This is a genomic window from Marinicauda pacifica, from assembly GCF_004793635.1.
In the GTDB taxonomy this organism is placed as follows: domain Bacteria; phylum Pseudomonadota; class Alphaproteobacteria; order Caulobacterales; family Maricaulaceae; genus Marinicauda; species Marinicauda pacifica.
Window position 1 is genome coordinate 729865 of sequence record NZ_SRXV01000002.1, and the last position, 19420, is coordinate 749284.

Genomic DNA, 19420 nt, shown 5'->3' on the forward strand with positions numbered 1-19420 from the left:
CGCGCTGACCGCTTGCAGGGCCTTGCGCCGCGTCCTATCAGCGAAAGCCATGAGCGCGCGAATTCTCGACCTGCCCGATCCGGACGCCGCCGCCGCCTTCGCGCGCCGGCTCGCCACGCAGCTCGGCGCGGGCGATGCGGTGCTGCTCTCGGGCGAGCTGGGCGCGGGCAAGACCACGCTGGCGCGCGCCGCGATCGAGGCCCTGACCGGCGAAACCAACATTCCCAGCCCCACCTACACACTGATCCAGAGCTATGAGACACGCTCCGGCATCCCGCTCGCACACGCCGACCTGTACCGGGTCGAGGACCCCGACGAACTCGATGAGCTGGGCCTGGAAGAGAGTTGGCGCGAGGGTATCGCCCTGATTGAATGGCCCGATCGGCTGGTCGAGTATCCCGGCCGCCGCATCGAGATCGAGCTGGAGTTCACACCCGGCGGACGGCGCGCCGTCCTGCGCGGATTTGGCGGATGGGAGACCCGTCTTGACGACATCTGAGAACGATCGCGGCGGGGCTCGCCACGACTTTTTGCAGGCCCATGGCTGGGGCGATGCGCGCGTCATCCCCTTTCCCGGCGACGCGTCGACGCGCAGCTATTTCCGGCTGGATGACGGGGCCCGGCAGGCCATCCTGATGGATGCCCCGGCGGCGCGCGAAACGGCGAGCTGCCCGCCCGGCGCCTCGGTGGAGGAGCGGCTCCAGCTTGGCTATACGGCGACGGCGCGGCTGGCGGGAAACAACATCGCCGCCTTTGCCGGGATCGCCGAAGCGCTGACCCAGCGCGGGTTTTCCGCGCCCCGCATCGAAGCGGCCGATCTCGACGCCGGACTGGCGATCATCGAGGATCTGGGCGACGGTTTGTTTGCCCGCCTTATCCCCGACGCGGCGCACGAGGGTATACTCTACGCCGCTGCCATTGATGCGCTGGCCGCTTTGTATCGTTCCAGTTTTCCCGACACGGTTCACTGGCGCGAAGGCGGGCGCTGGGATGTGCTGGAGTATGACGACACCGCGCTGATTGCCGAAAGCGAACTGTTTCTCGACTGGTACGCGGCCCAGCGCGCGGGCGTGACGGTCAGCGACGACATGCGCGATCACTGGCGCGGGCTGTGGCGTGACGCGCTGGCGCAGAGCCGCACGGCCGAACCCGGCCTGGTGCTGCGTGATTTTCATGCGGAGAATTTGATCTGGCTGCCCGAGCGCGAGGGGCTTGCCCGGGTCGGGCTTCTCGATTTTCAGGACGCGCTGTTCGGCCACCCGGCCTATGATGTGGTTTCCTTGCTGGAGGATTTGCGGCGCGATGTCAGTCCGGGCCTGCACCAGGCGCTGAAGGACCGCTTCGTCGAGAAGGCGCGCCTGACAGATACGAAAGGGTTCGAGGCCGCGTATTCCATCCTCGGCGCCCAGCGCAACATGAAGATTTACGGCTTCTGCGTGCGCACCGCAGTGCGCGATGGCAAGCCGAAATACCTGCCGCTGCTGCCGCGCATGTCGGCCCATCTCAATCGCGACCTCGCCCATCCGGCGCTGGCTGACGTGCGGACCTTCGTGGAGCGGTATGTACCGGGCGCGCTGGAGGCCCAGCCATGAGCGCTAAGAGGCCGAAACGCGCCATGGTCATGGCCGCCGGGCGGGGGACGCGCATGCGCCCGCTGACCGACGACCGGTGCAAGGCGCTCGTCGAGGTCGCCGGCCGGCCCCTGATCGACTGGACGCTCGACAAGCTCGATGCGGCGGGCGTCGAGGAGGCGGTGGTCAATGTCCACCATTTCGCCGACCGGCTCGAAACGCATCTGCAAGCGCGCCGGCGCGGTCCTCGCATTCTGATCTCCGACGAGCGCGAGGGCCTGCTCGACACGGGCGGAGGCCTCGTCAAGGCTGCGCCAAGTCTTGGCCAAGACCCTGTTTTCGTTGCCAATATTGACGCCCTCTGGATTGACGAAGGCGAGGCGGAGCTCGACCGGCTCGCGCGCGGCTTCGACCCGGACCTCATGGATTTCCGGCTGCTGCTGTCTCCCATCGGGCAGAATCTGGGCTTCCCCGGCGCGGGCGATTTCCACCTCGAAGCCGACGGCCGGGTCGCCCGCCGGGGCCAGGGCAGCGGACCGCTGCACGCCTATGCCGGGGTTCAGGTCATGCATCCGCGTGTGCTCCAGGGTCAGCCGCAGGAAGCCTTTTCTACCAACCGTTTATGGGATGGAGCGCTGGAGAAGGGCCGGGTATTCGGCACGCCCATGCAGGCCTTCTGGATGCATGTCGGCGACCCTCAGGCGAGAGACGAAGCGCAAAATCGTCTAGGCTTGATTCGCAATGACATCTCCGGACCTGTTTGACCCCCAGCGCCCCAGCGTTTTCACCCTTCCCGCCTCGGCCGGGTTTCTGGACGCGCTTGCCCGCACGTTGAACCGGGCCTTTCCCGACCCGGACGCCCTTGCCGGCCTGACCGTCCTGGTTCCCACGCGGCGTGCCGGACGCGCCCTGGCCGAAGCCTTTGCGCGCACTCGCGAAACCGGCGCGGGCGTTGCGCTTCTGCCGGCCATCCGCCCCATTGGCGACGTCGATGCCGACGAACCGCCTTTCGAACCTGGCGAACTGGCCGATATCGCACCGCCCGCGGTCGATCCCGCGCGGCGCCGGTTCGAGCTGGCCAGCCTCATTCTCAAGCGCGAAAGCGCCAGCCGGCGCTCGATGGGGGTCGGCGCGGCGCTTGCTCTGGCAGACGATCTGGCCGGCCTGATCGACGACATGGCCACCGAGGAAATCGCCGACCTGTCGCGGCTCGACGAGACCGTGCGCAGCGTGCTGCCTGCGCACATGCAGGAAGCGGCGATGTTTCTCGACATCGTCATGGCCGCCTGGCCGGCCCGGCTGGACGAGCTGGGCGTGACCGACCCGGCGGCCCGGCGCTCGGCCCTGCTCAAGGCCCTGGCGCGTCGCTGGCGCGATCATCCGCCCGAAGCACCTGTAATCGCAGCCGGTTCGACCGGCTCCATTCCCGCCGCGTCCGAGCTTCTGGTCGCAGTCGCCAACCTGCCCAGGGGCGCGGTCATCCTGCCCGGTCTCGATCACGAGATGGACCAGGCCGGCTGGGACGCGATCGACGACTCCCATCCCCAGCGCTCGATGAAGAGCCTTCTCGACCAGATGGGGCTGGACCGCGGCGATGTACGCCTCTGGCCGGGCGTCGCGACTGGGCGCCAGGCGGCGGCGCGCGCCCGGGTCATGGGCGAAGCCCTGCGGGCCGCCGAGGCGACGTCGGACTGGGTCTCTCGCGTTGACGATCTGCGTCAGGGCTGGGGCGAGCGCGTGTTCGAAGATGCCTTCGACGGCTTGTCCATTGTCGAGGCAGGCAGCGAATCCGAAGAAGCGCGCGCCATCTCCCTCATGCTGCGCGAGACATTGGAGACCCCGGGCCGGACCGCCATCGTCGTGACGCCCGACCGCGCCCTGGCCCGCCGGATCGCCACCGAGATGCGCCGCTACGGCGTCCCGCTGGACGACTCGGCCGGGGAGGCGCTCTCCGACACGGCATCGGGCGCGTTCCTGATGCGGATTCTCGATGTCGCGCTGGACCCGGGATCCGCCCTGGCTCTGGCCGCGATGTTTTCTTCTCCTCTTTTCACACTGGGCCGCGAGCGGGCTACGCTGCGCCCTCAGCTTGGCCTGATCGAACGCCGGGCCTTGCGCGGACGACGCCCGGGCGAGAATTTTTCCGATGTGCGCCAGCGGGTTGCGGAGGCTTTCCCGGAGGAAGTCACCGGTCGCCCCTCTCCCCAGTCGCTTCTCGGAGCCGTCGAAGACGCCCTCACCCCGCTGCTGGAGCTCTCCGGGGACCAACCGGCTGCGCGCTGGGCCGAGGCGCTGGTGCGCGCCGGTGAAGCGCTGAGCGCGGACGAGACCCGCTCCGGGGCGGATCGGTTGTGGGCCGGGGAGGCCGGAGAATCGGCCGCCCAGCTGATGCGGGAGTTCCTCCGAGAAGCCGAGATCCTGCCGGAGATGGGATTGCGCGATTTCTCACGCGCCCTGCTGGAGACAGCCCGCACGCGGCGCGTGCGGCCGCGGTTTGGCACTCACCCCCGCCTCGCCTTGCTCGGGCCGCTCGAAGCGCGCCTGGTCTCGGCAGACAGGGTGATCCTGGCCGGCCTGAACGAAGGCGGATGGCCGCCGCGCGCCAAGGTCGATCCCTTCATGTCACGCGGTATGCGCGCGGCGGTCGGCCTGTCCGCGCCCGAACGCCGCTTCGGCCTGGCCGCACACGATTTTGCGCAGCTGGCCATGGGGTCCGACGTGATCCTCACCCGTTCGCGCCGTGTCGACGGCGCGCCGGCAGTGGCCTCGCGCTGGCTCTGGCGCCTGCAGACACTGGCCCGCGGCGCCTTGGGCAAGGAGGCCGAGCACGCCCTGGCGCCGGCAGTCGACTATTGCGGTTTCGCCCGTCGAACCGACACGCCCTCGCGCGAGTTCGGGACCGCGATCCGGCCGCCTGAGCCCGCACCGCCGGTCGAGGCCCGGCCTCGCCAGCTTTCGGTGACCCGGATCGAGACCTGGATTCGCGATCCGTACTCGATCTACGCGCGCTATATCCTGGAACTGAAGCAACTCGATCCGCTGGACCGGCCGGCCGGTCCGCCCGAACGCGGCACGGCCTATCACGACGCCCTCCACCGCTGGACGCAAACCCTGCCCGACTCCGAGGTCCTGCCGGGCGATGCCGTGGAACGCCTGGTCGAGACCGGGCGCGAGGCCCTGCTCGCAGCCGGCTTCAGCGAAGCGGAGCTGGGCTTGGAACTGCCGCGCTTTGCCCGCGTCGCGCGCTTCATTACCGAGTGGGAGACGGACCGGCGGGAGATGGAAATCCGGCCCGTCGCGCTGGAATGCGAAGGCAGTCTGACATTCGAAAGCCTCGCAGGGCCTTTCACCCTGACCGCCCGCGCGGACCGGATCGACATGAACCAGACCGGCGCTCTGGAAATCATCGACTTCAAGACGGGACGGATTCCGGGGAAGAAGGAGGTCGAGGTCGGCTTCGCACCGCAGCTGCCGCTGGAGGCCGCGATCGCGGCCCATGGCGGCTTTGCCGACGCGCCAAGCCACGAGAGCGAAGACCTGCTCTATGTCCGCATATCAGGCGGGCGCGAACCCGGCATGGAAGCCTCCGCCGTAGGCAAGACCGAGGCCATCGAACTGGCCGAGACCGCGCTTTCGCGCCTGCAGGACTGGGTCGCGAAATTCGATGACCCGGCCCGCACCTATCCCAGCCAACCGCGCGCGAAATACACGCACGACTATGGCGAGTACGACCATCTTGCCCGGCGCAAGGAATGGGCGAGCGCGCCCGAAGCGGGTGACGGGGGAGCGGGAGGATGAGCGCACCCGGTTTCGATCCGGCCATCGTGAAGTCTGCCAGCGACGCGCAGCGCGCCGCGGCAGCGCCGGATATCTGCGTCTTCGTCGAAGCCAATGCCGGATCGGGCAAGACGCGCGTTCTGGTCGACCGCGTCGCACGGCTGCTGCTGAAGGGCGCCGAGCCGGAGCGCATACTCTGCGTGACCTTCACCAAGGCCGCGGCGGGAGAGATGCAGACCCGTCTCTTCAAGAAACTGGGCGAATGGTCGACCCTCTCGGACCCTGCCCTCTCGGCCGAGCTGGAAAGCCTTGAGCCCGCCATGGCCGGCGACCGCGACCGGCTCGCGCGCGCCCGGCGCCTGTTTGCCCGCGCGCTCGAGACGCCGGGCGGGCTGAAAATCCAGACGCTGCACGCCTATTGCGAACGCCTGCTGCGGCAGTTCCCGCTGGAGGCCGGCCTGCCGCCGGGCTTCGAGACTCAGGACGAGTCCGAAGCGCGCGCACTGCAGCGCGCCTGTCTGACGCGGCTGTATGCTCGGGCGTCTGCCGATCCGGGCGGGGAGATCGCGCGCGCGATCGCGACCTTGCTCGACCTTGCCGGGCCCTCCGGGCCGGAGACGCTCGCCGGTTTCGTGACCGCCAAGCGCCATCGTTTCGGCCAGGCGCTTGCGCAGGCGGGCTCGCCCGAGGCCTTGATGGACAGGGTCAGTGCCGCACTCGGCGTGCCCCCGAGCCTGAGCGAGGCGGCGGCCAAGGCCGATGGCTGGATGGAGACCGATCCCGGCGACCTGGAAGCGGCCCAGAGCGCCTATTCGGCCGCGACCTCGACGCAGGATATCGAACGCGGAGACCGGCTTGCCGTGGCTCTGGCGGCCGCGCTGCTCCACCCGGTGCACGGGTTCGACGCCTATTGCGACTTCCTGCTGACCGGCAAAGGCGAGTTCCGCAAGAGCTTCTTCACAAAGAAGCTCGGTGAAACCTACACGATTCTGCGCACGCTCTACGGCGAGGAAGGCTCGGAAATCCACCGCATGCGTGACGAGGTGCTGCCGCGGGTTCGGGCCGCAAGTACCAATACGCTCAGCCGCGCCGCCATCCGGCTCGGCGCCGCGCTGCTGGAAGACTACGAAGCCCAGCTCGTCCAGCGTCGCAAGGTCGACTTCTCCGATCTGGTCGTGCGCGCCCGCGGACTGCTGACCGATTCCGACGCGCGGGACTGGACACTGTACAAGCTCGACCGCGGGCTCCAGCACATCCTTGTGGACGAGGCCCAGGACACTGCGCCCGATCAATGGGCCGTGGTCGATGCCCTGAGTGAAGAATTCTTCGCCGGCGAAGGCGATACCAGCGACACCGTCGTGCGCACCGTGTTCTGCGTTGGCGATGAGAAGCAGTCCATCTACTCGTTTCAGGACGCAGATCCGCGCCTGTTCATCGCTCAGGGAGTCCGGCTGCACGCCCAGGCCGAAGCAGCCGGGATCGGCTTCGCCCGCCCGCCCCTGGATGTCTCCTTCCGGTCCAGCCCGGAAGTCCTGCGCGCCGTAGATCTCGCCTTCAGTGCAGAAGAGGCCGCGCTCGGCGTGCCGACAGGCCAGGCAGGCGGCTCGCTGGAAGTCAAATTCCTGATGTCAGCGCCCGAAACGGCGCGCGAGCGGCAGCCGATCGCGTTTCATGCCTATGCCGGCCACCGGGCCGCACGCGTGGGCACGCCGGGATGTGTGGAAATCTGGCCCCCCGTGCCGAAGCCGGCTCAGCCTGAGGAGGAGTCCATCGATCTGACCCCGGTCGACACCGGCCGCACCGACTCGGCCCGCAATCAGCTGGCCGAAGCCGTGGCACGCGAGATCGAAGCCATTCTCGGCCGCGGTGACCGGGTGTGGCAGGAGGGGTCCGATGGTTGGCAGCCGCGTGCGGCCGAACCGGGCGATATCCTCATTCTGGTCCGCAAGCGCAGCGGACTTTTCGACGAGATCATCCGCCGGCTGAAACTCAAGGATCTGCCCGTGGCAGGGGCCGACCGGATGACGCTGACCGACCAGCTCGCGGTCGAGGACATGGTGTCGCTCGCCCGCTTCGCGCTCCTGCCCGAGGACGATCTGTCGCTCGCCGAGATTCTCAAGAGCCCGGCCTTCCATCCGATCGGGGCGGCGCCGGTGATCGACGACGACGCGCTGTTCGACCTCAGCCGCCGGCCCGAGCGCCGGCTCTGGGATAAGATGCGCAATAGCGACGATCCCCGCTTCCTGGAGGCGCGCGATGCGCTCGACCGGGCCCGGGCGCGTGTCGACCGGGATGCGCCCTACGCCTTCTTCGCGACCTTCCTCGGCGAGGTCTCCTCAACCGGGGAATCCCGTGTGTCGCGCTTCTTCGCGCGGCTCGGCGAAGAGGCGCGAGACCCGCTGGACGAACTCCTGAACCGGGCGCTGTCGCATGAACGAGAAGGCGCACCCTCGCTGACCCGCTTCATCGCCTCGCTGGACGCCGATTCGGCGCAGATCAAGCGGGAGATGGAAGGGGCAGGCAGCCAGATCCGCGTGATGACCGTGCATGGCGCCAAGGGATTGGAAGCTCCCATCGTTTTCCTGCCCGACACCACGCAAATCCCCAAAGCGCGCGGCGCTTCGCTCTTCGTTCATGACGAGGCCGGACTGGTCTGGGCGCCGGACGCCAAGAATGCACCCGAGCTGGTCAGCGAGCTGCAGGAGGAAGACGAGCTGAGTGCGGACGGCGAATACACGCGCCTGCTTTACGTCGCTCTGACCCGGGCGCGCGACCGGCTGGTCGTCTGCGGCCACACTCACGGCATCGGCGGAAAGATTGACCCGGGCTCCTGGCTCGATCGCCTGGCTCACGCGTGGACCGGGCCGGGTTGGGAAGAGGTCCGCACGGCAATTCACGACATTGCGGAGGATTATGAGTGGGAGGCGCCGCCGGCCCGGCGTCTCGGCGATGCGCCGCCCCCCATGAAGCGGGATCGCAGCGGCGAGACGCTGCCAGCCCCATTGCCCGCATGGACCTCGGCGCAAGCACCCGAGGAGCCTCAGGCGCCGCGTTCGGTCGCGCCCTCCCGGCTTGTCGAAGAGGACGGCGAAGACTTTGCCCCCGCCTCGTTATCGCCCCTGTCGCCCGGCGGCGAGGCCCGCTTCCGGCGCGGCGCGGTCATCCACAAGCTCCTGCAGACGCTGCCTGACATCGAGCCCGACCGACGTCAGGAGTCTGCCCGGCGCTATCTGCAATCGCGTCAGGATCTGGAGCCGTGGCAGCGCGATGAGATTTTGGCCGAAACCCTGGGCGTCCTCTCCGATTCCCGCTTCGCGCCCATCTTCGGTCCCGGGTCGCGCGCCGAGGTAGCCATCACCGGATCGGCTCCCGGCCTTCCCCCCGGCGTCACCGTGAATGGACAGATCGACCGTCTTGTCGTGACCGAGCGCGACGTGCTGATCATCGACTACAAGACCAACCGCCCGCCGCCGGCACAGCCTGAGGACGTCGCCCCGGTCTATCTTGGCCAGATGGCGGCCTATCGCGCGCTCCTGAAGGCGCTCCACCCCGGCAAGCCTGTGCACTGCGCGCTCTTGTGGACCGACGGGCCGCGTCTGATGGCGCTGCCGGATGCGCTTCTTGATGATGCGCTGACGCGCTCATCAAGGCGGCCAGACGCTTGACCGGGATGCGGCGGCTTCCTAGGTCTGTAGCAAGTTGTTTCGACCCCCGGCTCGGCATGGGCCGGCCATGGTTTTGACTTTCAAGGAGAAAGCCCGATGGCGATCAAAGCCGTTTCCGACGAATCCTTCGATTCCGACGTCCTCAAGGCGGACGGGCCGGTTCTTGTCGACTTCTGGGCCGAGTGGTGCGGGCCCTGCAAGCAGATCGCCCCGGCGCTCGACGAGATTGCCGCTGAAAAGGACGATGCAATCACGGTCGCCAAGATCAATATCGACGACAATCCGATGACGCCGGGCAAGTACGGCGTGCGCGGGATTCCGACGCTGATGATCTTCCGCAATGGCGAGCCGGTCTCGTCCAAGGTCGGCGCGATGGCCAAGGGCAAGATCGAGGAATGGATCAACGAAACGCTCTAGGCGCTTCGGCACTCTTTTTTCGACGACAAGATGCCGGTGCGGGCTCAGCCTTCACCGGCATTTTTATTAGTATGCGTCAGACGCGTGCCATCTCCGCCAGGATCGCCGTCGCGGCCGCCTTCGGGTCCGGGGCCGCCGATATCGGACGCCCGATCACCAGATGACTGGCACCCGCGCGCAGCGCCTCTGCCGGTGTCGCCACGCGCTTCTGGTCGCCCGCATCCGTCCCGGCCGGCCGGACACCGGGCGTCACGATCAGAAAGCCCCCGCCAAACCGCGCGCGGATCTCTTCGGCCTCCTGCGGTGAAGCCACGACCCCGTCCAGACCGCATTCGAGTGCCTGCTCGACCCGGCGCAGCACCAGATCGCGCGCGCCGCTGCCATAGCCCATCTCGGTCAGCATCGCGTCGTCATAGGCGGTCAACACCGTGACGCCGAGAATCTTGAGGTTCGACCCTTCCCGGCCCGCGTGCGCCGCACGCATCACCGGCGGTTCGGCGTGCACGGTCAGAAGATCGGCGCCGGCTGCGGTGATGGACCGGGTTGCCTTTTCCACCGTGGCCGGAATATCGTGCAACTTATAGTCCAGAAAGACCTGCTTGCCGTGCGCCTTGAGTCTGGCAGCCAGGTCCATACCGCCAACCGGCAGGAGCTGAAGCCCGATCTTGTAGTGCACGCAGACCTCGCCGAGCGTGGCGACCAGGGCCTCGGCCTCGTCGATCGTGGGCAGGTCGAGGGCGGTAATCAGGCGGGGATCGGACACGGCGAACTCCTGGAAAAGCGGCAAGTCACCGGCGCGCTTATTGCCGCGCGCGTCCCGCAATTCAACCCGCCGACGACGTCCCGGCCGCTGCCCCTGCCTGCGCCGCCATCCGTTTTTCCTGCATTCGCATCAGCGCACGGCCGACCGGGTCCGGCAGAACTTTGGCAACCGCCACAAGGAATTTGTACCAGGCACCCGGGACGCGCGTGACGACACCGCGCGAGACGGCATCATATCCGGCGGTCGCAACATCCTCGGCTGTCAGCATCCAGAACTTGGGCAGGTTAGAGACCGTCTGCCGGGCGCCGTTCACGTCGTGGAACTCCGACCAAGTATAGCCCGGGCACAAGGCGGTCACATGGACATTGTCGTCTTCAAGCTCGAGCGCCAGGGCTTCGGACAGCTTGATCAGCAGGCTCTTTGCTCCGGGGTAGAGTGTGCCGGAGAAGCGCGTGTGAGCCTTCGCGCTCGGCAGAAGCGCAGAGACCGACGAGACGTTGATGATACGCCCGAAGCGGCGCGCCTTCATGCCCGGCGCGATCAGGTGGACCAGGTGCAGATAGCTGGTCACCATCAGCTGCAGGAACCGGTCCTGATCGGTCCAGTCCGTCTCGGTGAACATGCCGGGCTGCCCGGCGCCGGCATTGTTGACGAGACCGTCAATCTGGCGCCCGGCATCGGCGACGGCCTTCACGATGCGCTCGGGCGCACCGGGTTCGGACAGGTCGTCGGCGATGATCAGGCTGTCCACGCCGTATTTGGCCTTGAGCTCTTCGGCCAGTTCGCCCAGCCGGTCTTCGCGCCGCGCGACGAGGGCGAGGTCCCAGCCATGATTGGCGAACTCACGGGCAAGTGCCGCGCCGATTCCCGAACTGGCGCCAGTAACAAGACAGAGACGGCGGGACATGGCGGATACCTCATTCTTCCTGGAAAAAAGAAGGGTGAAGCGTCATCCCGGCCTTGTCCAGCGGGCATTTTCGATGCCGCGAGACAAGGCTCAACGCGCGATATTCGGGTCGGATACGATCGGCGCATAGACATGCCAGGGGAAGCTGCGCACCAGCTGACGCGAGAATTCCACTCCGCGCTCCGGGTTGCCCTGTGCACCCAGGCGCGGCGAATAGAGGGCCAGACCCACCACACCCGGGACCACGATCATCATCGTCCCGGACACTCCCGACTTGGCGGGAAGGCCCACGGTGAAGGCGTACTCGCCGGAGAAATCGTACATGCCGCACGAGAGCATCAGGGACAGGACGTCCTTGACCGTCTCACGCTGGAAGACCTGACGTTCGGTCACCGGATTGACGCCGCCATTGGCCAGCGTGGCCGCCACGGCCGCGAGGCGGCGGACATCGGTCTGGATAGAGCAGCAGCGAAGATACAGCTCCATCGTCGTGAACAGGTCCGCTTCTTCGGGAAAGCCCCCGTGCTCGCGCATGAAGTAGGCGAGGGCGTAATTGCGGTCGGCGTGATGGCTCTCGCTTTCGAACGTCGCCCGGTCGAAGCTGGAGGCTTCGCCCCCGGACGCCGAGCGCCAGACGCGCTGGACGAAATCGAACCGCGAATTCATGTCGTGCGTCGGCCGGATCAGCGCGCTCGTCATGATCGCCCCGGCGTTGATCATCGGATTGTGCGGCCGGCGGAGCCGATCCAGCGTGATCTCGTTGAAGCTCTGCCCGGACGGTTCACGGCCGACATAGGTGTGGACCACCTCCTCGCCCAGCAATTCCAGCGCGATCGCATAATTGATGGGCTTCATGACGGACTGGACGCAGAACTCGCGCGTTTCGTCGCCCTCGTTCAGACCGATCGACAGGCGCTGACCGTCAATCGTGCAACCGCCGAGCGCGAACGCGTCCGGATCCGCCTTGGCCAGTTCCGGGATATAGGCCGCAACCTGCCCGCCAGTCTCCTGGGAGGCGTAGTGGAAGAGGTCGTAGACGCGCTGACGAAACGGGCCGAACTCCCCGGTGACCAAGGCTCCGGCAACGGCCCGGCTGACCAGATGGCATTCATCCCGCGGAAGGCAGTCGCAAAAGGTTAATGCGTCGAACGGCGTGTCGGGCGCCCGTCCCAGTGCGGCCCAAGTCCCTTTCAGGCGGGGATCGTCATGCTCCAGACCCTGAGATTCGAGACGCTCGGCCAGGCGCCGCGGCGTGACCGGACCGGTTCGGGCCATGGCCTCGAACGCATCCCGGGCGGTCTGGCGAGCCTCTTCGCCGGCCTCGGCCCGCTCGAACTGGGCCGGGCGCGTCGTGAACGCGCTTATGGGCCGCGCAGGCGGCTTGTCGGGCGAGGATTGGGTCAAGATGAATCCGGAGTCAGCCAGGCTGCAACAACGCGCTCACCGTCTCACTGGTTGCCCCGTGCAGCAACCGGACTCTGCCTCCGGAAAAAGCAAGGTGGCTCGCGATCGCGGCCAGGTGGGCAAGCGCCTCGCGGTCGCCCTCGCTGAAGCGGAAGCGCGGCTCGGTATCGATGACGGCCACGGCGCCGAGCACCCGTCCGTCAGGCGCCGTGAACGGAGCACCGGCGTAGAAGCGCAGGAAAGGCATATCCTTCACCAGCGGATTCTGCCCGTGAACCGGATCGCTCGCCGCGTTCTCGATCACCAGCATGGCGCCCGAGTCGATGACGTGACTGCAGAATGCGACACGATAAGGCAAAGAAAAATGAGGGGCGCCGTGGCGCACCACGAACGAAATCTCGTCATTGCCGCTGAGCGAGACGACAGCTGCGCCCGCGTCGAACGCGTGTGCCGCCACATGAAGGACGCGCTCGAGATGCGGCCGCGCCCGGCGGATACGGATCTTGAGCGCTTCGTAATCGGCGGGAAACGGTTCCTGCGCTGGTGGGTCGGTCGAGATGGGCATTGGGGTCTCTGTTCAGACAGGACGTGCACCGATTGTCGCAGCCGAGGGCTGACGTCAGGTTAATTCTGCCATACACACTGCAGCGATGCGGAGACCCGCCTTTCCGACCGTGCCGATTGCAGGAATGAAGCCATGAGCAAATCCATCAAGAAAGTCGTGCTTGCCTATTCGGGCGGGCTGGATACCTCCGTCATCCTGAAATGGCTTCAGGATGCGTACCAGGCCGAGGTCGTGACATTCACGGCCGATCTCGGCCAGGGCGAAGAACTCGGCCCGGCGCGGGAGAAAGCGGAGAAAGCCGGCATCAAGCAGATCTATATCGACGATCTGCGTGAGGAATTCATCCGCGACTACGTCTTCCCGATGGTCCGCGCCAATGCGGTCTACGAGGGCGAATACCTGCTCGGCACCTCGATCGCGCGTCCGCTCATTTCCAAGCGGCTGGTGGAAATCGCCCATGAAACCGGCGCCGACGCCGTCGCCCACGGGGCGACCGGCAAGGGCAACGATCAGGTCCGCTTCGAACTGGCTGTCGCCGCGCTCGACCCCAGCCTCAAAGTGATCGCGCCCTGGCGCGAATGGGATCTGAACTCGCGTACCAAGCTGATCGCCTACGCCGAACAGCACGGCATTTCAGTACCCAAGGACAAGCGGGGCGAAGCGCCGTTCTCCGTCGACGCCAATCTCTGGCACACGTCCAGCGAAGGCAAGCTGCTCGAGGACCCGTCCGAGGAAGCCTTCAACGAGGTCTGCCTGCGCACCTGCCATCCCGAAGATGCGCCGGACAAGGCCGAATACATCACGATCGGCTTCGAGCGCGGCGACGCAGTCAGCGTTAACGGCCAGGCGCTGTCTCCGGCGGGGCTGGTGACCAAGCTCAACGAGCTGGGATCCAAACACGGCATCGGGCGTCTCGACCTGGTCGAGAACCGCTTTGTCGGCATGAAATCGCGCGGCATCTACGAGACGCCCGGCGGCACGATCCTGATGACTGCGCATCGCGCCATCGAACAGCTCACGCTCGATCGGGGTGCCACCCACCTCAAAGACGAGCTGATGCCGAAATACGCCAAGCTGATCTATGAGGGCTTCTGGTTCAGCCCCGAACGCGAAATGCTCCAGGCCGCCATCGACCACTCCCAGCGCTATGTCTCCGGCGAGGTACGCATGAAGCTCTACAAGGGCCACGCGCTCACCGTCGGGCGCTCCAGCCCGAACTCGCTCTATTCGCTGGCCCACGTCACCTTCGAGGAGGACGAGGTCTACGACCAGAAGGATGCCGAGGGCTTCATCCGCCTGAACGCGTTGCGTCTGCGCCTGATTGCGGAGCGCAAGCAGCGCCTCGGCGAAAACGACTAGCCGGGGTCTCCGGCCGCCCGAGTGAGACTCCGCAGGTCAAAGCCGGGCGCTGGCCTCCTACTACTACGACTATCACGGCGCTCGTATCCGGGCGGCGCTGAGGTCTGGGTTTTCACGCCTGAGAAAGAGCCTGACGAGAGTAGACCGCGCCGACGGGGGCGGGGAGAGGCGAGAGGGTGGAAGACTGCGAGCCGGTCGCGCCGCGCCTCACTCCTGTGGCGAGCATCCGCTCAATCTCACCCGTACATCCACGGTCCCACCAGGCTGGCCAGCAAAGCGATCACCGGCGCGGCCACCAGATTGATGCGGAACCCGGCCTTGATCATCTGCGCCATCGAAACCTCCCCCGAGGCGTAGACGATGGCGTTGGGCGCGGTGGCGACCGGCAGCATGAAGGCACAGCTCGCCGAGAGCGCCGCCGGGACGATGAGCAGCTCGGGCGCCACTCCGACCGCACTCGCGAGGGCCGCCAGGACCGGCAGAATGGCAGAGACCGAAGCGACATTGCTGGTCAGCTCGGTCAGAAAGACCACGAGGAGGCTGACGATCAGGATGATGAGCGGCAGTGGCAGGTCCGCGATGATGGTCAGGTTCGAGCCGAGCCAGCCGGCCAGACCCGTCGCCTGGATCGCGGCGGCCAGCGACAGCCCGCCGCCAAACAGCACGACCACGCTCCATGGCAGCCGTGCCGTGGACGTCCAGTCCATCAGCACCTCGCCGTCTTCCCTCCCGGACGGGATGAGGAAGACCGCGACCGCGCCCATCATCGCGATCTGCATGTTGGAGACGGACAGCAGGATGGGCAGGTCCAGCGCCTGTGACAGCCAGGTCAGGACCGGATTCCAGACATATTGCTGACCCATCCAGAGCAGGGCGACAATCGCGAAGGCACCCGCCACGCGCCGCTCCGGTGTGGTCATCGGGCCCAGCGCCCTCAATTCGGCGAGCACGGTTTGGTGCCCGGTCTCGCTGGCGATACGCATGTCGACCTTGAAGGCGAAGCGGGTGAGAATCAGCCATGCGGCCGGGACGAGCACCAGGGCACACGGCACACCGATCACCATCCAGTCGACGAAGCCGATCGTGCGGTCGAAACTGTTTTCCAGAAAGCCGATGCCGATCAGATTGGTCGGTGTGCCCACAGGCGTCGCGAGCCCGCCGATCGACGCCGCATACGCGATGCCCAGCACCAGGGCCGGCGCGAACATCTTTGCGTTCACGCCCTCCTTCTGGACGGCCTCGGACACCTTCAAGGCAATCGGGATCATCATCAGCGTGGTCGCCGTGTTTGAGATCCACATCGAGAGCAGGGCGGCCGCGGCCATGAAGCCGAGAATCATCGCGGACGGGCGCGATCCGAACGCCGCCACCACATTCAGCGCAATGCGCGCGTGGAGCATCCAGCGCTCGATGGCGAGGGCGATTATAAAGCCACCCAGCAGCAGCATGACGATCGGACTGGCATAGGGGCTGGCCGTGGCGCCGGCCGATGCGATGCCGAACAGGGGAAAGGTCGCGAGCGGCACCAGGGCCGTTGCCGCAATCGGGATCGCCTCCGTGGCCCACCACGCCGCCATCAGCACGGCGAGGGATGCAAGGATCCAGGCCTCGCGCGACAGCCCCGCGGGCACGGGAATCAGTTGGATGACCAGCGCCAGCGCGATCCCGGCGGCAAATCCGATCCGTTTGGAATTCACGTGCACCCCTCCCCCTGTGCCTGGCACAACCGGGCCACGCTACGCGGGCCGATCACACGCGCGCAAGCCTTATCGGACCGGAAAGAAACGCTTTGGCCTCCAGCCTGCTTACGCGGTCTTTACCCCTGTGTGGCAAGGTGGAAACCTCAATATCTGGAGAGTTCGATGACCTGGTTGCGCCTCTTGACCGCCTGCCTCGCCCTGCTGGCAGTGTCCGCATGCGGAGACCGGTTCGACCGGTCTGAATTGTTGCAGGCTGCGCAAGAAGACGAACTCGATGCGTTGCGTCAGGCCGATCGCCACATTCTCGTCGTGCGCCATGCGCGCAAGATTGACGAGGCATGCAACGGCCTGGAATGCGAACTCTCCGCGCAGGGAGACGCCATGGTCGACCGGCTCGGTGTGCTTCTCGGCCCGCGTCCGATGGACGCCGTTCTGGCCTCGAGCGCATGCCGGACGGTCCTGACCGCACGCGCCGGGCATGCGGATGTGGTCCAGCACCAGCCCGCCCCCGGGCTGGATCAGGCCTGCGGCAGCGACGAGCCCATCACGCGATCGCGCGCGATCGCCATGCTTGAGACCGAGGAAAGCCGGGCGCGCTGGACCCTGGTCGTGGAGCATTCCAACACGGTCTGCACCTGGATCGCCGCCTTTGCGCCGGACGCCCGAAGTGCCTGCGAGGAGGGGAGCCTGCCCTCCAGCGCCTATGGCGACATATTCTGGCTGCATCGCCTCGACGGCGACTGGCATCTGGTAACGCTCGATGACGCGTTCGACGTCGAGGCGCCTCAATGAAGACGCAGCGTATCCTGTTCATCTGCACCGGAAATATCTGCCGCTCACCCATGGCCAAGGGCGTCGCCATGGCGATGGCCGACCGTTTCGGTCGCTCGCGCCTGACCTTCGATGCGGCCGGGACCGGCGACTGGCACGTGGGCGAGGCGCCCGACCCGAGGGCCGTCGAGGCGGCGGCCAGGCGTGGCTACAACATCGCTCATGAGCGCGCCCGTGCGGTGACCAGTGAGGATTTCAGTCTGTTCGACCATCTGGTGGCGATGGACGAGGGCCACAGGCGCTGGCTGGTGAACGCGCGGACCAGCCGGTCCCTGCCCGACCGCCCCATTTCGCTGCTGATGGACTGGTCAGTGGGCAGGGCGGGCACCGATGTACCCGATCCCTACTATGCCGACGAGAATGCGTTCGAACACGCCCTCGACCTGATCGAGCGGGGCGTCGAGGGCCTGGTCCGGCGCGCATGACTCTCAGGCCATGCGCCTGTGGAAGAGCGGATATTCTGCCTCGACCTGATAGTCGTTCGGGCCCTTGCGGCGCTGATGGCTCGAATAGAGGTAGAAGCGGTCGGCGATGAAGGGCGGGGTTTCCAGCAGATTCCATTGCTGCTCGAACCGTTTGAGCTTGACCAGGTCGATTTCGCCCGGGTCGATATAGGCCACGGTGAGGTGCGGCAGGTAGTTGCGCTTTTCCACCGCGATGCCGAGCCGGGCTGCGACGCGCCGGGTCTTTGCCGCGAGATCGGCCAGCGCGGACGGCGCCTCCACGCCGAGCCAGAGCGCGGTCGGCTCGTCCTTGCCGAAATGATTGGCCCCTTTGAGCGCCAGCTCGAACGGCGCCATCTCGATGCGCGCGAGTTCGTGATCGAGCTCCTCGACGGCAGGGATTTCCAGCTCGCCGTAATAGCTCAGCGTGATGTGAAAATTCTCCCGCGGGCGCCAGTTCGCGCCGGGGACGCCGTCCAGCAGCGGATCGACGATATCGGCCACCTCATCGGGGATCGGCAGGGCGGAAAAGACACGAAGCGACATCGCTTCAGCCCGGCATGGCCGCCCGGGGAAGTCAAGCCGGACCGCAGGTGGTGCTCACCCGCGGCCGGGTATCGCGCCCGCGCAGCCGGATTCGCTTGAAATCGCCCTGTTCTACCCCGATATTGAAAGCTGTCGCCTGCCATCGTGCGGGCTCAACCAACGGGTATGAAACTTCGATGAACCAGTCTCAGCGTACGACCTATGGCGCGCAGTCGCTCGACACCTCGCGTGACGAAGGCCTGCGCAGCTTCATGCTGGGCGTCTACAACAAGATGGGCCTCGGCCTCCTGCTTTCGGCTGTCCTGGCTTACGCCTTCGGTACGATCGCACCGCTGACCCAGGCGCTCTTCAACACACCGCTTCTCTATGTGGTCCAGTTCGGTCCCATCGTGCTCCTGTTCGGCTCGATGTTCTTCATGCGCAATCCGTCGCCCATCGGGGCGGCCGTCCTGTACTGGGCCGTCGTCTCCCTGATCGGCGCAGGCCTCAGCGTATGGGTGCTCATGGCGGTGGGCGGACAATCGGCCGAGACACTGACCGGCACGATTTCCATCACCTTCGGCACGATCGCCCAGGCCTTCGTGGCAACCTCGGCGGCCTTTTTCGGCCTGTCGCTCTGGGGTTACACCACCAAGCGCAACCTGCAGCCGATCGGCTCCTTCCTGGTAATGGCGATCATCGGCGTGGTGATTGTCAGCCTGATCAACATGTTCTTCCTGGAGTCCTCCGGCCTGCAATGGCTGATCCAGTTCGCGGTGCTTGGCCTGATGGCCGGCATCGTCGCCTGGCAGACCCAGGGGCTGAAGCTGATGTATAGCGAGATTGCGGGCGACGAACGCTCCATGGCCGTGATGACGTATTACGGCGCGCTCAACCTCTACATCGCCTTCGTGAACATGTTCCAGATCATCCTGATGTTCATGGGCAATCGCGAGTAGCGCCTGGCTTCACAAGCTCACAGCAGAACGCCCCGGCCGTCACGGCCGGGGCGTTTTCATGTCTGGAGCGATTTATTGTCAGTGCCCGCCCGCCAGCCGCAGAAGCTGGCGATCGAAGACCTTGAGCACCTGCTTGAGGTCCTGCCCGCGTTTCAGGATGGCGCCGGTCGCCGCGACGACCTTGTAGGCCCCCTGCCGGCGCGCGTCTGCGGGGGTCTTGACCACACGGTAGATCGGCATCTCGGAACTGTGACGGAAGACCGAAAACTCGGCCCGGTCGCGCAGCCCGTCAATCGCGTAGTCGCGCCATTCACCGGACGCGACCATGAAGCCGTACACCCGCAGGATGGATTCCAGCTCTGCCCGGTCGAACATGACCTGATCGGCGCCCCGTCCCGTCGTCACTGACTGCATGCCGTACGTGCCCTGCCTCTATTCCTGACTCTGGTCTATGCCGGAAATGACCAAGAGTTCATGTAGTGCCCCAATCCGGTCATAATCTGGCCTCCCGAACGCCCAAACCCAAATCCAGTC

Annotated in this window: 17 protein-coding genes; 10 read left to right on the forward strand and 7 right to left on the reverse strand. The window is 66.4% G+C overall.

Annotated elements, in window-relative coordinates; genetic code table 11:
• Nucleotides 1–49 precede the first annotated feature (49 nt).
• From tsaE to trxA, 6 genes are all read left to right on the forward strand, one after another.
• Nucleotides 50–499, forward strand: a complete 450-nt coding sequence (tsaE, locus tag E5162_RS09760) for a tRNA (adenosine(37)-N6)-threonylcarbamoyltransferase complex ATPase subunit type 1 TsaE (protein WP_135945040.1) — start codon at nt 50–52, stop codon at nt 497–499.
• Nucleotides 486–1592: an aminoglycoside phosphotransferase family protein gene (locus E5162_RS09765; protein ID WP_135945041.1), complete on the forward strand. Its 1107-nt coding sequence runs from the start codon at nt 486–488 to the stop codon at nt 1590–1592. Before tsaE ends, E5162_RS09765 begins: the two co-directional genes overlap by 14 nt.
• On the forward strand, nt 1589–2335 hold the full coding sequence (locus E5162_RS09770) for a nucleotidyltransferase family protein (RefSeq protein WP_206751084.1): 747 nt from the start codon (nt 1589–1591) through the stop codon (nt 2333–2335). Before E5162_RS09765 ends, E5162_RS09770 begins: the two co-directional genes overlap by 4 nt.
• Nucleotides 2313–5369, forward strand: coding sequence for a double-strand break repair protein AddB (gene addB / locus E5162_RS09775; RefSeq protein WP_135945042.1), 3057 nt, complete (start codon nt 2313–2315; stop codon nt 5367–5369). The genes E5162_RS09770 and addB overlap by 23 nt, the downstream gene beginning before the upstream one ends.
• Complete coding sequence (gene addA / locus E5162_RS09780) at nt 5366–9013, forward strand: double-strand break repair helicase AddA (protein WP_135945043.1); 3648 nt, start codon at nt 5366–5368, stop codon at nt 9011–9013. Before addB ends, addA begins: the two co-directional genes overlap by 4 nt.
• A gap of 96 nt (nt 9014–9109) precedes the next feature.
• Complete coding sequence (gene trxA, locus E5162_RS09785) at nt 9110–9430, forward strand: thioredoxin TrxA (RefSeq protein WP_135945044.1); 321 nt, start codon at nt 9110–9112, stop codon at nt 9428–9430.
• Nucleotides 9431–9506: 76 nt separating this feature from the next.
• Here trxA and pyrF read toward each other — a convergent pair whose 3' ends face one another.
• From pyrF to E5162_RS09805, 4 genes are all read right to left on the reverse strand, one after another.
• Entirely contained in the window at nt 9507–10193 is a 687-nt protein-coding gene (pyrF, locus tag E5162_RS09790; RefSeq protein WP_135945045.1) for an orotidine-5'-phosphate decarboxylase, read from the reverse strand.
• Nucleotides 10194–10254: 61 nt separating this feature from the next.
• Nucleotides 10255–11100 (reverse strand): SDR family NAD(P)-dependent oxidoreductase, encoded by an 846-nt coding sequence (locus tag E5162_RS09795; RefSeq protein ID WP_135945046.1) that lies wholly within the window; start codon nt 11098–11100, stop codon nt 10255–10257.
• Nucleotides 11101–11190: 90 nt separating this feature from the next.
• Entirely contained in the window at nt 11191–12504 is a 1314-nt protein-coding gene (glsA, locus tag E5162_RS09800; RefSeq protein WP_135945047.1) for a glutaminase A, read from the reverse strand.
• Between the two features lie 13 nt (nt 12505–12517).
• Complete coding sequence (locus E5162_RS09805) at nt 12518–13069, reverse strand: GAF domain-containing protein (RefSeq protein WP_135945048.1); 552 nt, start codon at nt 13067–13069, stop codon at nt 12518–12520.
• 132 nt (nt 13070–13201) lie between these two features.
• Here E5162_RS09805 and E5162_RS09810 point away from each other — a divergent pair, with 132 nt between their 5' ends.
• Entirely contained in the window at nt 13202–14428 is a 1227-nt protein-coding gene (locus tag E5162_RS09810) for an argininosuccinate synthase (RefSeq protein WP_135945049.1), read from the forward strand.
• A gap of 236 nt (nt 14429–14664) precedes the next feature.
• Here E5162_RS09810 and E5162_RS09815 read toward each other — a convergent pair whose 3' ends face one another.
• Entirely contained in the window at nt 14665–16125 is a 1461-nt protein-coding gene (locus E5162_RS09815) for an SLC13 family permease (RefSeq protein WP_233342087.1), read from the reverse strand.
• 165 nt (nt 16126–16290) lie between these two features.
• Between E5162_RS09815 and E5162_RS09820 the strand changes: the two genes are divergently transcribed.
• Both E5162_RS09820 and E5162_RS09825 read left to right on the forward strand, forming a co-directional pair.
• Nucleotides 16291–16920 (forward strand): hypothetical protein, encoded by a 630-nt coding sequence (locus E5162_RS09820; protein ID WP_135945051.1) that lies wholly within the window; start codon nt 16291–16293, stop codon nt 16918–16920.
• Nucleotides 16917–17384 carry a low molecular weight protein-tyrosine-phosphatase gene (locus E5162_RS09825; RefSeq protein WP_135945052.1) on the forward strand — a complete coding sequence of 156 codons (468 nt, stop codon included), beginning with the start codon at nt 16917–16919 and terminating at the stop codon, nt 17382–17384. The genes E5162_RS09820 and E5162_RS09825 overlap by 4 nt, the downstream gene beginning before the upstream one ends.
• Nucleotides 17385–17387: 3 nt before the next feature.
• Here E5162_RS09825 and thpR read toward each other — a convergent pair whose 3' ends face one another.
• Nucleotides 17388–17948 (reverse strand): RNA 2',3'-cyclic phosphodiesterase, encoded by a 561-nt coding sequence (thpR, locus tag E5162_RS09830; protein ID WP_135945053.1) that lies wholly within the window; start codon nt 17946–17948, stop codon nt 17388–17390.
• Nucleotides 17949–18124: 176 nt separating this feature from the next.
• Between thpR and E5162_RS09835 the strand changes: the two genes are divergently transcribed.
• On the forward strand, nt 18125–18886 hold the full coding sequence (locus E5162_RS09835; RefSeq protein WP_135945054.1) for a Bax inhibitor-1/YccA family protein: 762 nt from the start codon (nt 18125–18127) through the stop codon (nt 18884–18886).
• 78 nt (nt 18887–18964) lie between these two features.
• Here the strand turns inward: E5162_RS09835 and E5162_RS09840 are convergent, their stop codons facing one another.
• A complete protein-coding gene (locus E5162_RS09840; RefSeq protein WP_135945055.1) occupies nt 18965–19300 on the reverse strand; it encodes a DUF2794 domain-containing protein in 336 nt (111 codons plus the stop codon).
• Nucleotides 19301–19420 lie beyond the last annotated feature (120 nt).

What these genes read in the sequence shown, in the direction of transcription:
- addB (WP_135945042.1), top strand. Translation starts at nt 2,313, where the DNA reads ATGACATCTCCGGACCTGTTTGACCCCCAGCGCCCCAGCGTTTTCACC.
- trxA (WP_135945044.1), top strand. Translation starts at nt 9,110, where the DNA reads ATGGCGATCAAAGCCGTTTCCGACGAATCCTTCGATTCCGACGTCCTC.
- E5162_RS09805 (WP_135945048.1), bottom strand. Translation starts at nt 13,069, where the DNA reads ATGCCCATCTCGACCGACCCACCAGCGCAGGAACCGTTTCCCGCCGAT.
- E5162_RS09795 (WP_135945046.1), bottom strand. Translation starts at nt 11,100, where the DNA reads ATGTCCCGCCGTCTCTGTCTTGTTACTGGCGCCAGTTCGGGAATCGGC.
- E5162_RS09820 (WP_135945051.1), top strand. Translation starts at nt 16,291, where the DNA reads ATGACCTGGTTGCGCCTCTTGACCGCCTGCCTCGCCCTGCTGGCAGTG.
- E5162_RS09835 (WP_135945054.1), top strand. Translation starts at nt 18,125, where the DNA reads ATGAACCAGTCTCAGCGTACGACCTATGGCGCGCAGTCGCTCGACACC.
- E5162_RS09770 (WP_206751084.1), top strand. Translation starts at nt 1,589, where the DNA reads ATGAGCGCTAAGAGGCCGAAACGCGCCATGGTCATGGCCGCCGGGCGG.
- E5162_RS09810 (WP_135945049.1), top strand. Translation starts at nt 13,202, where the DNA reads ATGAGCAAATCCATCAAGAAAGTCGTGCTTGCCTATTCGGGCGGGCTG.
- E5162_RS09840 (WP_135945055.1), bottom strand. Translation starts at nt 19,300, where the DNA reads ATGCAGTCAGTGACGACGGGACGGGGCGCCGATCAGGTCATGTTCGAC.
- thpR (WP_135945053.1), bottom strand. Translation starts at nt 17,948, where the DNA reads ATGTCGCTTCGTGTCTTTTCCGCCCTGCCGATCCCCGATGAGGTGGCC.
- tsaE (WP_135945040.1), top strand. Translation starts at nt 50, where the DNA reads ATGAGCGCGCGAATTCTCGACCTGCCCGATCCGGACGCCGCCGCCGCC.
- E5162_RS09825 (WP_135945052.1), top strand. Translation starts at nt 16,917, where the DNA reads ATGAAGACGCAGCGTATCCTGTTCATCTGCACCGGAAATATCTGCCGC.
- addA (WP_135945043.1), top strand. Translation starts at nt 5,366, where the DNA reads ATGAGCGCACCCGGTTTCGATCCGGCCATCGTGAAGTCTGCCAGCGAC.